General features: G+C 62.0%; 11 protein-coding genes and 1 pseudogene. 7 read left to right on the top strand and 5 right to left on the bottom strand.

Annotation, left to right across the window (positions count from 1 at the left end):
• Positions 1-160: 160 nt before the first annotated feature.
• Both ACLH0H_RS22350 and ACLH0H_RS22345 read left to right on the top strand, forming a co-directional pair.
• Positions 161-1,450, top strand: a pseudogene (locus ACLH0H_RS22350) (HAMP domain-containing protein); the annotation flags it as partial.
• A gap of 102 nt (positions 1,451-1,552) precedes the next feature.
• The gene (locus tag ACLH0H_RS22345; protein ID WP_394329503.1) at positions 1,553-2,308 is read left to right on the top strand and encodes a methyl-accepting chemotaxis protein; all 756 of its coding nucleotides are present in this window, start codon (positions 1,553-1,555) and stop codon (positions 2,306-2,308) included.
• A 331-nt stretch (positions 2,309-2,639) separates the two neighbouring features.
• On the opposite strand, the gene ACLH0H_RS22340 is transcribed toward ACLH0H_RS22345, so the two are convergent.
• The 4 genes from ACLH0H_RS22340 to ACLH0H_RS22325 are packed head-to-tail and all read right to left on the bottom strand — an operon-like array spanning position 2,640 to position 5,231.
• Positions 2,640-3,953, bottom strand: a complete 1,314-nt coding sequence (locus tag ACLH0H_RS22340; RefSeq protein WP_411379658.1) for a sensor histidine kinase — start codon at positions 3,951-3,953, stop codon at positions 2,640-2,642.
• Positions 3,950-4,618 carry a response regulator transcription factor gene (locus tag ACLH0H_RS22335; RefSeq protein ID WP_076954688.1) on the bottom strand — a complete coding sequence of 223 codons (669 nt, stop codon included), beginning with the start codon at positions 4,616-4,618 and terminating at the stop codon, positions 3,950-3,952. The genes ACLH0H_RS22340 and ACLH0H_RS22335 overlap by 4 nt, the downstream gene beginning before the upstream one ends.
• On the bottom strand, positions 4,618-4,929 hold the full coding sequence (locus tag ACLH0H_RS22330) for a PepSY domain-containing protein (protein ID WP_169374587.1): 312 nt from the start codon (positions 4,927-4,929) through the stop codon (positions 4,618-4,620). The genes ACLH0H_RS22335 and ACLH0H_RS22330 overlap by 1 nt, the downstream gene beginning before the upstream one ends.
• Positions 4,929-5,231 (bottom strand): PepSY domain-containing protein, encoded by a 303-nt coding sequence (locus ACLH0H_RS22325; RefSeq protein ID WP_411382447.1) that lies wholly within the window; start codon positions 5,229-5,231, stop codon positions 4,929-4,931. Before ACLH0H_RS22325 ends, ACLH0H_RS22330 begins: the two co-directional genes overlap by 1 nt.
• Positions 5,232-5,389: 158 nt before the next feature.
• Here ACLH0H_RS22325 and ACLH0H_RS22320 point away from each other — a divergent pair, with 158 nt between their 5' ends.
• The 5 genes from ACLH0H_RS22320 (at position 5,390) to codA (ending at position 10,884) form a co-directional block, all read left to right on the top strand.
• Complete coding sequence (locus tag ACLH0H_RS22320) at positions 5,390-6,469, top strand: patatin-like phospholipase family protein (RefSeq protein WP_411379657.1); 1,080 nt, start codon at positions 5,390-5,392, stop codon at positions 6,467-6,469.
• Between the two features lie 76 nt (positions 6,470-6,545).
• On the top strand, positions 6,546-6,902 hold the full coding sequence (queD, locus tag ACLH0H_RS22315; RefSeq protein ID WP_083735343.1) for a 6-carboxytetrahydropterin synthase QueD: 357 nt from the start codon (positions 6,546-6,548) through the stop codon (positions 6,900-6,902).
• 248 nt (positions 6,903-7,150) lie between these two features.
• Positions 7,151-8,419, top strand: a complete 1,269-nt coding sequence (codB, locus tag ACLH0H_RS22310) for a cytosine permease (RefSeq protein ID WP_411379656.1) — start codon at positions 7,151-7,153, stop codon at positions 8,417-8,419.
• The gene (locus ACLH0H_RS22305) at positions 8,416-9,621 is read left to right on the top strand and encodes a PucR family transcriptional regulator (protein WP_411379655.1); all 1,206 of its coding nucleotides are present in this window, start codon (positions 8,416-8,418) and stop codon (positions 9,619-9,621) included. Before codB ends, ACLH0H_RS22305 begins: the two co-directional genes overlap by 4 nt.
• A 27-nt stretch (positions 9,622-9,648) precedes the next feature.
• Entirely contained in the window at positions 9,649-10,884 is a 1,236-nt protein-coding gene (codA, locus tag ACLH0H_RS22300) for a cytosine deaminase (RefSeq protein WP_411379654.1), read from the top strand.
• An 8-nt stretch (positions 10,885-10,892) separates the two neighbouring features.
• On the opposite strand, the gene ACLH0H_RS22295 is transcribed toward codA, so the two are convergent.
• Entirely contained in the window at positions 10,893-13,043 is a 2,151-nt protein-coding gene (locus ACLH0H_RS22295) for a lipase family protein (protein WP_411379653.1), read from the bottom strand.
• Positions 13,044-13,057 lie beyond the last annotated feature (14 nt).

Raw genomic sequence — 13,057 nt, 5'->3', positions numbered from 1 at the left:
GGCTTGAAGGAGGTCTTATTAGGGCCGCGCACTTTGCAGGAGGCCGGCGCCCATGTCAAAAAACGGCGCCGCTTTCAGGTTTAAATTGATCGTTTGAATAAAGAAAAGGCGGCATCGGCCGATAACCAGGCTCTATGTGTCTTCAGGTAAGGATGTACCGATGTCGCTCAGGCAGCTCTCCATTCAATGGAAAATCACCCTGCTGGCCGGCCTGTGCCTGCTGGGAATCGTGACCCTGCTGGTGGGTCTGTCGTTGTATCGCATGGCGCAGAGCTCGCAGCAGGTCAAGGCGTCCAGCATGCAGATGCTTGATGAAGCCGCCCAGGCGCGCATCGAGGCCCAGGGTGAAGTGCAGGCGCTGGGCATCCGCCGCCAGTTCATGGACGCCTACCAGTACGGCCATGGTTTTTCGCGCCAGGTGCTGTTCTTGCGCGAGCAGGCCGAGAAGCGTTTTCTCGACGCCTTCGACACCCGTGAGGACCTGACCCGCCAAGTCAAGGCCGCCTTGCAGGCCAACCCGGACCTGCTCGGCCTGTCCCTGGTGTTCGAAGCCAATGCCCTGGATGGCAAGGATGAGTTGTTCGCCGGCCAGGCCGAACTGGGCAGCAACGACAAGGGGCGCTTCGCCTTGTACTGGTCGCAACCGACGCCGGGCAAGCTGACCTCGATGGCGCTGCCGGAAAGCGACATGTCCGACACCCGCGTCGGGCCCAGCGGTGAAAAGGCCAACGCCTGGTTCACCTGCCCGCGCGCCACGCTCAAGCCGTGCGTGATCGAACCCTACTTTTATATGATCGACGGGCAAAACGTGCTGATGACCAGCATCGTCTTCCCGTTGATGGCCAATGGCAAAGTCATCGCCTCGCTGTCGGTGGACATCAACCTCAACAGCCTGCAGGCCGTGAGCCAACAGGCCAGCCACAAACTGTATGACGGCCAGACCCAGGTCAGCATCCTCAGCCCCACCGGCTTGCTCGCCGGCTACAGCCCGGACGCCAGCAAACTCAGCCAGCGCCTGGACAAGGTCGACACCGCCAACGGCGCGCAGTTGATCAGCGCCCTGGCCGGAAGCACACACATCCGCAGCCTGCGCACCGACCATCAACTCAAGGTGCTGGCGCCGTTCGCGCCGATCCCGGACGGCAAGCCGTGGGGCGTGTTGCTGGATGTGCCGCAGAAGGTCCTGATAGCGCCGGCTGAAGCCCTGAAAGCTCAACTGGATGCCGACAACGCCAAGGGCACCCTGCTGGAACTCGGCCTGGGCCTGCTCGCCGCGGTCGTCGGCCTGATCCTGGTGTGGCTGATGGCGCGCAGCGTGACCCGGCCGATCCTGGGGGTGGCGCACATGCTCGAAGACATTGCCAGCGGCGAAGGCGACCTGACCCGACGCCTGGCCTACGACAAGCAGGACGAACTGGGGCAACTGGCGGGCTGGTTCAACCGTTTCCTCGACAAACTGCAACCGATCATCGCCGAGGTTAAGCGCTCGGTGCAGGACGCCCGTGGCACCGCCGACCAATCCGCCGCGATTGCCACCCAAACCAGCGCCGGCATGGAACAGCAGTATCGCCAGGTCGATCAGGTAGCCACTGCGTCCCATGAAATGAGCGCGACCGCCCAGGACGTGGCACGCAGCGCCGCCCAGGCCGCCCAAGCCGCCCGCGATGCCGACCAGTCGACCCGTGACGGCCTGACGGTGATCGACCGCACCACCCGCAACATCGGGGAGTTGGCGGCGGAGATGAGCACGGCCATGACCCAGGTCGAAGGCCTGGCCGCCAACAGCGAGAAAATCGGTTCGGTGCTCGAAGTGATCCGCGGCATCGCCGAGCAGACCAACCTGCTGGCACTCAACGCCGCCATCGAAGCCGCCCGCGCCGGTGAGGCCGGCCGTGGCTTCGCCGTGGTGGCCGATGAAGTGCGCAACCTGGCGCGGCGTACCCAGGAGTCGGTGGAAGAAACCCGCCTGGTCATCGAGCAATTGCAAAGCGGCACTACCGATGTCGTCGGCGCCATGGGCAACAGCTATCGTCAAGCCCAGGGCAGCGTCGAACAAGTGGGAGAGGCCGTGACCGCCCTGCGCCAGATTGGCGCCGCCGTCACGGTGATCAGCGACATGAACCTGCAAATCGCCAGCGCCGCCGAAGAGCAAAGCGCTGTGGCCGAAGAGATCAACAGCAACGTGGCGACCATTCGGGACGTGACCGAGTCGCTGTCCGAGCAGGCGAACGAATCGGCGCGGGTAAGCCAGGCGTTGAACAGCCTGGCGAACCAGCAGCAGGGGTTGATGGATCAGTTCCGCGTCTGAAGAGTGAAGCAGCTCCCCTGTGGAAGTGCTTTTCTGTGGGAGCCGGGCTTGCCCGCGATGCAGACGACTCTGTTTTTGCGTCCAGCCAAGTGATGCTGTCGCAGCCTAAGGATCTATACAACTTTGTAGTGAGCGGGCTTGTCCCGCGCTGGGTGGCGCAGCCGCCCCAATCGAGACACCGCCGAACTCCAGACAAAACCGGGGCGCCTGGTTTGGGGCGGCTTCGCCACCCAGCGCGGGACAAGCCCGCTCACTACAGGGAGATTTGTCAGCCGTTGAAAGTTGTGCAGATACCTACGGCTATCGCAGGCAAACCAAATTGTGCCCGGCGTTAACGCTTGGGCAATTCGATCAGCACTTTAAGGCCGCCCAGTTCAGAATCCTGCAACTGCAACACCCCGCCCCACACTTCGGCGATATCGCGCACGATCCCCAGTCCCAGGCCATGGCCATCAATCTGTTCATCCAGGCGTGTACCGCGGCTGAAGACCTGATCACGCTGGGTTTCGGGGATACCGGGGCCGTCGTCTTCCACGGCCAGCAGGTAGCTGTGCTCGGTCTCGGTGATGGTCAGGCGCACTTCGGCGTCCGCCCATTTGCAGGCGTTGTCCAGCACATTGCCGAGCATTTCCAGAAGGTCCGCTCGGTCCCAGGGCAATTGCAGGCCGGGGTCGGCGTGGTAGCTAAGGTCCAGGTGCTCGCCATGGATCATATTCAGGGTGGCCAACAGGCTGGGCAGTTCCTTTTCGCAGTCGAACAGCGCACCCGGCAAGGTTTCGCCAGCCAGGCGAGCGCGGTTGAGTTCGCGGTTGAGGCGTTGCTGCACCTGTTCCAGATGGTCGCGCAACAGCTTGGCCAGCTCGGGACGGTCCTTGAGCTGTTCGCTGGAGGCCACGCTCAGCAGTACCGCCAGGGGGGTTTTCAAGGCGTGTCCGAGGTTGCCCAGCGCATTGCGTGAACGCTTGAGGCTGTCTTCAGTATGCGCCAGCAGGTGATTGATCTGCGCCACCAACGGCTCCAACTCCAGGGGCACCTGGGTGTCGAGCTGCGAGCGCTGGCCCTGCTGCAACTGGGCGATCTGGTTACGCGCGGTTTCCAGGGGGCGCAAGGCGCGGCGGACGGTGACCCGTTGCAGCACCAGCACCAGCAGCAGCGCCGCCAGCCCCAGCACCAGGCCGATCTGGCGCATCAGCCGGAAGCTTTCGCGCACGGGCGTGTAGTCCTGGGCCACGCTGATGGAGATCAACTGGCCGAAACGCTTATAGTCCGAGCGCAATACCAGCAATTGCTGGCCCTCCGGCCCCAGTTGCAGGTTGCCCTTGATCCCGACCTCGGGCAGTCGCGGTAATTCCTGGTCCCACAGCGAGCGGGAGCGCCAGTGGGTATCGGCAAAATCGACACGAAAGTAATGCCCGGAAAACGGCCGCTGGTAGGCCGGCGAGACGTGCTGCTCATCAAGTTGCAAGCCGTTGGGCCCGCGCACCATCGCCACCAGCAGGTTTTCGGCGTCGTTACGCAGCCCGGCTTCCAGGTAGCGCTGCAACCCGGTTTCGAACAACCACAGGCTGGTCTGCGCGAGCACCACCCCGACGATCACCATCACGCTGATCAGGCCCAGGCTCAGGCGTCGTTGAATGGACTTCATGCAGGGCTGGCGCCAAACCGGTAGCCCTGGCCGCGCCGGGTTTCGATCACGCTGCGCCCCAACTTGCGGCGCAGGTGGTTGACGTGGACTTCCAGCACGTTGGAATCGCGTTCGGTCTCACCGTCGTACAGGTGCTCGGCCAAGTGGCTTTTGGACAGGATCTGTTCGGGGTGCAGCATGAAATAGCGCAACAGGCGGAATTCGGCGGCCGTCAGCTGGATTTCAGCGCCGTCGCGCAGCACGCATTGGCGACCTTCATCCAGATGCAACCCGGCGGCCTGCAAGGTGGGCTGGTTGGCCTGGCCGTGGGAGCGGCGCAACAGCGCCTGGATGCGCAGGTGAAGCTCTTCCGGGTGGAAGGGTTTGCTCAGGTAATCATCGGCACCGGCCTTGAGCCCTTCGATGCGCTCAGCCCAGGAATCACGGGCGGTGAGGATCAGCACCGGAATGGCCAGCCCGGCGGCGCGCCATTGCGCCAGCACCTCAAGCCCGGGCAGGCCAGGCAAGCCCAGGTCGAGAATGATCAGGTCATAGGGCTCGCTGCGCCCCTGGTACGCCGCATCGCGGCCATCGGCCAGCCAGTCGACGGCGTAGCCCTGGCGTTGCAGGCCGGCCACCAGTTCGTCGGCCAGCGGTACGTTGTCTTCCACCAGCAGCAGGCGCATCAGTCTTCCTCGTCTTTGATCAGCACACCGGTGCTGGCGTCCAGCTTGATCTCGCGGACTACCCCTTCGGTAGTCACCAGTTCCACTTCATAAGCATATCGGCCGTGCTTCTTTTCCAGCTCGGCTTCCAGCAGGCGTGAACCGGGATAACGCTCCATGGCCTGGTGCAACAGTTGCTCCAGCGGCAGGATCACCCCTTGCTGGCGCAAGGCCAAGGCTTCATCCTGATTGAGATCGCGGGCCGCCAGGCTGGAACAAAATGCCAGGAGCACCAGCGCGACTCGACTGCCGGCGCGTAAATTTACCTTCATTACGTATCCTGATGATTCTTGAGAACCTGCCCGGTGAGCGCGTCCAATTCAATGTCCCATTCGATGCCCTGGGCATCTTCCAATTCGACCTGGTAGAGGTACCTGCCGTACTCCTCGTCCAGGTCGGTGTCCAGCAGCCTCGAACCGGGATGTAAGTCCAGGGCCGTAGCTTCCAGTTGGTCAAAGGCGACAATAGTAACAGTGGCGGGCACGTTCAGTGGTTTGTCGGGGTCCACGGCTCGGGCCTGGACCGCCGTGAGGGCGATGATACCGGCGGCGACCAGAGCGGTGAGGCGTTTCATCATGAGTCTCCGTTACAGGATGTTTTCCTACGCAGGCCACCGTACTCGCTGCAACTTAATTGAAACTGAATTGCCACCATGGCAATTTCCGACAAGCCTCTTCTCCAATCATTGCCCGAGATTTCTTATAATTCCTGCTCGCTTCAACAGAGACCGGTATGACAGCCATCCACATCAAATTTCCCGCCCTGACCCTAAAGGCCGGCAAACGCGCATTGGCGCGCATTCGTGAGCTAGGCCTCGCGCCGGCCGACGTCGGCATCCTGCCTGGCGCGGCCGGCGGCCCCAAGGCGCTGGGTATCCAGGGGCTGGACCTGGCGCTGTTCGGCGACTGGTTACCTCGCGCACCTCGGGAGCGGTCGTTGATAGGCGCCTCCATCGGCTCCTGGCGGTTTGCCAGTGCCTGCCTGCCCGACCCGGCGCAAGGCCTGCTGGACCTGGGCCGCCTGTATAACGAACAACGCTTTGCCAAAGGCGTGACCATGGCCGACGTCAGCCGCAGCTGCCAACGCATGCTCGACGACTTGCTGGCCGGACGAGACGCACGGGTGCTGGACAACCCGAACTATCGCCTCAACATCCTGGTGGTCAAGAGCCACGGCCTGCTTGCCGATGACCACCGTGGGGGCCTCGGGCTGGGCCTGTCGTCGGTGATTGCGGATAACCTGCGCGGCCGCGAGCGGCTGTCCCGGCACTTCGAACGGCTGATCATCCACGACCCGCGCCAGGCGCCGCCGGTGCATCCGTTGAAGGATTTCCCGTCGCGCTTCCTCAGCCTCGAATTGGGCAACCTTCGCCAGGCGCTGCTGGCGTCGGGTTCGATCCCCATGGTGATGCAGGGCGTACGCGACCTGCCGGGCGCGGGCGCCGGTACCTACCGCGACGGCGGCCTGCTCGATTACCACCTTGACCTGCCCTACCACGGTGACGACATCGTGCTGTACCCGCACTTTACCGATCGGATCATTCCGGGCTGGTTCGATAAGGGCCTGCCGTGGCGACGCAGCAGCCAACAGGGCCTGCAGGATGTTTTGCTGCTGGCGCCGTCCAGGGATTACCTGGCCCGCTTGCCTTACGGCAAACTACCTGATCGCAGCGACTTCAAGCGCTTCATGGGCGATGACGCGAGTCGTAACCGGTACTGGCAGACGGCGATGAGCGAGAGCCGGCGGTTGGGCGATGAGTTTCTGGAACTGGCGGATAACGGCGGGTTGGGCGAGCGCTTGCAAGTACTCTGACCCAGCGGCATGCGCAGCAAGGGCTCAAGCTGCTAAACTCGCCGCCTGCCAGATACCTGACCGAGCTGAAAATACCGTGGAAATCTTCAAAGAGTTTACCTTCGAGTCCGCCCACCGCCTGCCCCACGTGCCGGAGGGCCACAAATGCGGGCGCCTGCATGGGCATTCGTTCAAGGTGGCGATCCACCTCAGCGGCGACCTGGATCCCCATACCGGCTGGATTCGCGACTTTTCGGAGATCAAGGCGATTTTCAAGCCGCTCTATGAACGCCTCGACCACAACTACCTCAACGACATCCCAGGCCTGGAAAACCCGACCAGCGAAGTGCTGGCCAAGTGGATCTGGAAGGAACTCCAACCCTTGCTGCCCGAGCTCAGCGCGATTCGCATCCACGAGACCTGCACCAGCGGCTGCATCTATCGCGGCGAGTAAGCCCGGGATATGAAAAAAACCACCTGCGCGGTGGTTTTTTTGTGTCTGTTCGACTGATCCAATTTGTATCACCGCTGCACCGCTTTCGTGCCCGATTGGGCATTGCGAACATCTCTTCCAGCGTTTCCCCCCTGTTTGGCTATAAATAGTGTGCATGCTGCACTGCGTCCACCGTGCGCCCGTCACTGCTTGCCGCTTTGGCACGCGCGGTGCAATAGGCCTGCGTCACTCATTCAGGAGCAAGGCACATGACGCAGCAAGAACCGGGCAACGATTACCCCTTAAGCGAAGTCCCGATGCATGCGCGCAAGGGCCTGGCATCGACCGCCATGGTGCTGCTGGGCTTTACCTTTTTTACCGCGACCATGTTTGCCGGCGGCAAGCTGGGCGTGGCCTTCAGCTTTACCGACATGCTCGGTGTCGTGGCCTTGGGTAACCTGCTGTTGGGTATCTACGCCGCAGGCCTGGGTTATATCGCGTTCAAGAGCGGACTTAATTCGGTATTGATGGGGCGCTTCTGCTTTGGCGAAGTGGGCAGCAAGCTCAGCGACTTGATCCTGGGCTTCACCCAGATCGGCTGGTACGCCTGGGGCACCGCCACTGCCGCCGTGGTGCTGGGCAAGTATTTCGAGTTGAGCCAGGGCAGCGTGCTGGCGCTGATGGTGGTGTTTGGCCTGGTGTTCTGCGCCACGGCCTATATTGGTTATCGCGGGCTGGAGATCCTGTCCTACATTGCGGTGCCGGCTATGGGCATCCTGCTGTTTCTATCGATGTGGGTGGCCACGGTGAAAGTCGGCGGCCTGGATGGATTGCTGGCAGTGGTGCCGACCGGTGAGCTGGATTTGTCCACGGCCATTACCCTGGTGTTCGGCACGTTTGTCAGCGGTGCGACCCAGGCCACCAACTGGACGCGCTTTTCACGCTCGGCCAAGGTGGCGGTATTGGCCAGCCTGATCGGTTTCTTTATCGGCAACGGCTTAATGGTGCTGATCGGGGCCTATGGTGCCATCGTTTATCAACAGCCGGACGTGGTCGAAGTCTTGCTGCTGCAAGGCTTCGCCATGGCGGCGATGGCCATGCTGCTGCTCAATATCTGGAGTACCCAGGACAACACCATCTACAACTTCGCGGTAGCCGGCTGCAACCTGCTGCGCACCAAACGCCGCAAGACCGTGACCCTGTCCGGTGCCGTTATCGGGACCCTGCTGGCGTTGCTCGGCATGTATGACCTGCTGGTGCCGTATCTGATTCTGCTCGGCACGGTGATCCCACCGATTGGCGGGGTGATCATGGCGGACTTCTTCTATCGCTATCGCGGCCGCTATCCACGCCTGGCGGACGCGCGCCTGCCGGCGTTCAACTGGCCAGGGCTGGTGGCCTATGCCGTGGGCACGGTGCTGGCGTTCAACTCACCCTGGGTCGCGCCGTTGGTGGGGATCGTTGTCGCGTCGATGACCTACATCGCGCTCACTGCCGTACTACGGGTGCGCGTGCCCTTGGCTGACGCCCAGGTATGAGCCTGACCGTCGCCGACGTGCTGGCCCTGCCAGGCCTGGAATCCATGCGCCTGCGCGCGGGTGAGACGGGCCTGAACAATGGCGTGCGCTGGCCCTATGTGGCCGAAAACAGCGGGATCGCCGAATGGGTGCTGGGCGGCGAGCTGGTGTTCGTCACCGGGATCAACCATCCGCGTGACGAAGCCAACTTATTGCAACTGCTTGAAGAGGCTTGCGAACGTCAGGTTGCAGGTTTGGTGGTGCTGACCGGGCCTGCCTATATCCAGGCGATTCCCCAGCGTTTACTCGATGCCGCCGAAGCCGCCGGCATGCCGCTGATCGAGCAGCCTTACTCGCTGAAAATGGTGCTGGTGACCCAGGCGATTGGTTCGGCGCTGATCCAGTCCGAACAACTGGGGCGCTCACGGCATGACGTGCTGGAGCGCTTGCTGGCCGGCGATTACCAATCCCTGGATCTGCTGCTGCACCGGGCCGCGCAGTTGGGTATGCCTTTGGCCGGGGCTTGGCAGGTGGTTCAATTGCAGTTGGAGGGCAGTGAGCTGCTGTTTGCCCAAGGTGCGGCGGCGTCTGTCGAGGCACATTTGGCCCGGGAACACGACGGCATCAGCCGCCGATTGCGTCAACTCTCGGCAGGCGTGCCGGTCCATGGCCGAGCCGGGCAATGGACGCTGCTGCTGCCTGCGCCGGATGCCGTCGCCGCGCAGGCCAACCGCCAACAATTGGCCGATTGGCTCAAACCGCTGAACCTGCCCCTGGCACCACTGAAACTGTTCGCCGGCCTGAGCGCTGCGGCTCATCCACCGGCACGCCTGGCTCAGGCGCAGGATGAAGCCCGTCAGGCGCTTGCCGCTGCGCGACGCTTCAGCGAGCGGGCCGGGTTGTGCGTGTACGACGAACTGGGCGTGCTCAAATTGCTCACCGGTGTCCGTGATCGCGCCCTGCTCGACCAATTCCTGAACGAACGCCTTGGCCCATTGCTGCGCCACGACGCGCACCATGGCCCCAGCCTGATGCCTACCCTGCAAGCCTGGTTTCACGAGAATGGTAACCTGGTGGCCGCCGCCCAGCGGCTGGCCGTGCATCGCAACACCTTGACCCACCGCGTCCAGCGTATCGAGGCCCTGTGCGGGTTGACGCTGGATAATGCTTATGATCGCCTGGACATCGGCATTGCGCTGATGATCTGGCGACTGTCTGCCTGATTGTCTTTAGCCAAGAGGAACTTGCCCATGCACATCATCAACGCCCGACTGCGCAACCGTGAAGGCCTGCATGATCTGCACCTGGAACATGGCCGGATCGCCAGCATCACGCCGCAATCGCGGCCGCCGACTGCCGCAGCCGACGACCTGGACGCCGCCGGTAACCTGGTGATCCCACCCTTCGTTGAACCGCATATCCATCTCGACGCCACGCTAACGGCCGGTGAGCCACGCTGGAACATGAGCGGCACCCTGTTCGAAGGCATCGAATGCTGGGGCGAACGCAAAGCCACCATCACCCAGGAGGACACCAAAACGCGCGCCAGGAAGACTATCCAGGCCCTCGCCGCCCACGGAATCCAGCATGTACGCACCCACGTCGACGTCACCGACCCGGACCTCACGGCGCTCAAGGCCATGCTGCAGGTGCGCGAAGAAACCACCCACCTGATCGACCTGCAAATCGTCGCATTCCCCCAGGAAGGTATCGAGTCGTACCGCAATGGCCGCGAACTGATGGAAGAAGCCATTCGCCTGGGCGCCGACGTGATCGGCGGTATCCCCCACTTTGAGTACACTCGCGACCAAGGCGTGAGCTCGGTGAAGTTCCTGATGGACCTGGCCGAACGTACCGGTTGCCTGGTGGACGTGCATTGCGACGAAACCGACGACCCGCACTCGCGCTTTCTTGAAGTCCTGGCCGAAGAAGCCCGCAGCCGCGACATGGGCGAGCGCGTCACCGCCAGCCACACCACAGCCATGGGCTCCTACGACAATGCCTACTGCGCCAAACTCTTCCGCCTGCTGGGGCACTCGGGTATCAGCTTTGTCTCCTGCCCCACCGAAAGCATCCACCTGCAAGGCCGCTTCGACGCCTTCCCGAAACGCCGCGGCGTCACCCGGGTCAATGAACTGCTGGAGGCCGGCATGAACGTGTGCTTCGGCCAGGACTCCATCGTCGACCCCTGGTACCCCCTGGGCAATGGCAACATCCTGCGGGTGCTCGAAGCCGGTTTGCACATCTGCCATATGCTCGGCTACCGCAACCTGCAGAACGCCCTCGACCTGGTGACCGACAACAGTGCCAAGGCCATGGCCCTGGGTGACCGCTACGGCTTGGAACCGGGACGGCCGGCGAACCTGTTGATCCTCTCGGCGGACAGCGACTACGAGGTCATCCGCAGCCAGGGCTTGCCGCTGTACTCGATCCGCAACGGCAACGTGTTGATGAAGCGTCGGCCCGCGCAGGTGGAGTTCATGTAAAGCTCGGGTCATACAATCGAATCGATATCCAGCGTCTGAGCCCTCCCCCATTCGTCGTTCATGGCGGGAGGAATACTGGCGACTTGCGACAGCTCACGGTTTTCACGGTGGCTGAACCAGCGCTTGAGGCTGGGCTGCAAGTGGGCGCCGTGGGCGTGGCTGCCGTAGACATCACGGGCTTCGAGCCGGCGCCAGCGCAGGGTTGCCAGGCGCTCGCGACTGGTGTGCAAGCGGTCGATCTCGCTGTTCAAGGCGTTGTTGTGCTCATAGCCACGGTCGTTGGCGGGTCGCAGACGGGCGAGTTCGCGGCGCTTGTTGCGCAGTTGCTGGCGCATGTCCTCGAGTGCTTGGTCGAGCAACTCGAACTCTCTTGGCGTTACCCAGGGGCCGCCGCTTTCCTGGCTTTGTTGCCAGCGACGCAGCGTCGCCCAGGCAGCCGGGATGTAGCTGGCGGTCATGAAGTGCTGATTGGCCTGGAACAGCTGTTTGAGCAGGTTATCGCGGCCGGGCATGTCACCGTGGAGTTGCAACGCTCGGTTGCAGCCGGCCTCCTGGATGGATTCACAACCGGGCTTCCAAAGAACCGATGAACGCGTGCCATCCGGCAGCATGATCGGCATGAAGTGTTGTTGTTCGCCATGGTGCTGGTAGGGGTTGCCGCCCAACCGAACCAGGCCGGCGGCGAATAGCAGGCCGCCCGGGGCGGGGGCGCTGAACAGTGTGACGGCACCAGGGATCCAGAGTTTGGCGGTTGTGTTCATCCACGGGGCTGGAACACTGGGGACCGGATCGTTGTGATTGACGATGCGATGGTGGACCAGGGTGGAGGCGCCTGCGGTGAATTCCGCGTCGGCGGCGCGGGGGGCGCCGTAGGTGTAGAGGAGGATGTTGTAGTTGCCCTCCGTTGCTCGACGCAGGCCTTCGGCGAGAAGCAAAGCAATTGCGCCCCCCAGGCTATGACCGCAAATAATTATTCGTTGATCGGTGTGAAATTGGTCGAGATAGCGCAATACGAAATCGCGCATCGCACGATAAGCCTGATAAAAACCTTCGTGTGCCTTGCCTACGCCTTCAGCGAAAGTTACCTGGTGAGCATTTGCATCCCGCAGCCCATCAGCGGCACTGGCGGTGCCACGTACCGCAATCAGGATCACCTCCTCGTGATGGCTGATAAAAGCCTGAGTATCGGTACCAAACTCTTTATCGTCGAAAAAGTGCAGCCGCGCCGGGTGCTCTTGCTTCTCGCCCAGCTCCGGTCGGTTTTGTGGATACATCACAGGATCGAAGGGCAGAATTTCGAAGCGTCGAGAGTATGGCACCTCCTCATAAAGGGGGTAGAAGCGCTGCTGTTGTTCTGCATCGACTCGCCAGGCTTCGTGATAACCCGAGAGCTTTTCAGCGAAAAGGTGCCCGACGCTGGGATCAAGCGGGAAGCGAACTTCGTTTTGGGGCTTTTGGGGTGGCTCCTGGCCGAAGCTGCAATAACTCAAGGAGGCCATCAACGCCAGTTGATAAAGATTCAACGCACAGAACCCGTCTTCCGTTGAAAGCAATGGCCGCAGGGCTCGTAGCGGCCTAACCTCCAGAACAGTGTGGCAATTGGGAAATAACATCACCCCCGCCAACGTCGGCTGCGGCGGACTAAATCCCAGGGTTGCCATCATTTCTAATGCATGCCGTTGGGGCTGATGAGTTCGCGGTTCAATCGGCGGTAAGTGCGCGACATGGCGGACCAAATCTCGTACTTCAACTTGATAGAATCGGTTGGCCGTTTGCTGAGCTCCACTCCCTTCGGTGCGCCGACCGTCAGAGCCAGCAAACCGAGTCTGCTCAGCCCGAACTTGAAGCTCGGTGATAGGGAGCTTGTAAGTGGGGCGCACCATCAGCCGCTGATACGGCTGCTCTGTTCCTGAATACAATTCGTCAAAAACCAGCACCACAGGTCCGCAGTAAATATTTTGTAGCTTGGCAAACCCTTCTCCATTCAGCCTGCCTTTGTACTGCTGCCCTGCGCTATCGTGGACGGTGTAGGGCAGACCACCGTATGCCGCTCCAACGCCCAGCTCATCGACCAGGCAAAAGCTCACCCAATGCCCTCGCAATGAGCAGGCCGGTTTGCTATCACTGAAAAAAGATTGCTTCCGTGCATCCAGCTTCATGAACTTGCTCCTTG

Origin of the sequence: Pseudomonas sp. MPB26 (assembly GCF_046605355.1) — a bacterium.
Classification (GTDB): Bacteria; Pseudomonadota; Gammaproteobacteria; order Pseudomonadales; family Pseudomonadaceae; genus Aquipseudomonas; species Aquipseudomonas cedrina.
The sequence above is the reverse complement of the archived record's forward strand: the minus strand, read 5'-3'. Positions and strand labels throughout refer to the sequence as shown.

Excerpts from the sequence above, each read along its gene's own strand:
- ACLH0H_RS22345 (WP_394329503.1), top strand. The coding sequence starts at position 1,553 with ATGGAACAGCAGTATCGCCAGGTCGATCAGGTAGCCACTGCGTCCCAT.
- ACLH0H_RS22340 (WP_411379658.1), bottom strand. The coding sequence starts at position 3,953 with ATGAAGTCCATTCAACGACGCCTGAGCCTGGGCCTGATCAGCGTGATG.
- ACLH0H_RS22335 (WP_076954688.1), bottom strand. The coding sequence starts at position 4,618 with ATGCGCCTGCTGCTGGTGGAAGACAACGTACCGCTGGCCGACGAACTG.
- ACLH0H_RS22330 (WP_169374587.1), bottom strand. The coding sequence starts at position 4,929 with ATGAAGGTAAATTTACGCGCCGGCAGTCGAGTCGCGCTGGTGCTCCTG.
- ACLH0H_RS22325 (WP_411382447.1), bottom strand. The coding sequence starts at position 5,231 with ATGAAACGCCTCACCGCTCTGGTCGCCGCCGGTATCATCGCCCTCACG.
- ACLH0H_RS22320 (WP_411379657.1), top strand. The coding sequence starts at position 5,390 with ATGACAGCCATCCACATCAAATTTCCCGCCCTGACCCTAAAGGCCGGC.
- codB (WP_411379656.1), top strand. The coding sequence starts at position 7,151 with ATGACGCAGCAAGAACCGGGCAACGATTACCCCTTAAGCGAAGTCCCG.
- ACLH0H_RS22305 (WP_411379655.1), top strand. The coding sequence starts at position 8,416 with ATGAGCCTGACCGTCGCCGACGTGCTGGCCCTGCCAGGCCTGGAATCC.
- codA (WP_411379654.1), top strand. The coding sequence starts at position 9,649 with ATGCACATCATCAACGCCCGACTGCGCAACCGTGAAGGCCTGCATGAT.
- ACLH0H_RS22295 (WP_411379653.1), bottom strand. The coding sequence starts at position 13,043 with ATGAAGCTGGATGCACGGAAGCAATCTTTTTTCAGTGATAGCAAACCG.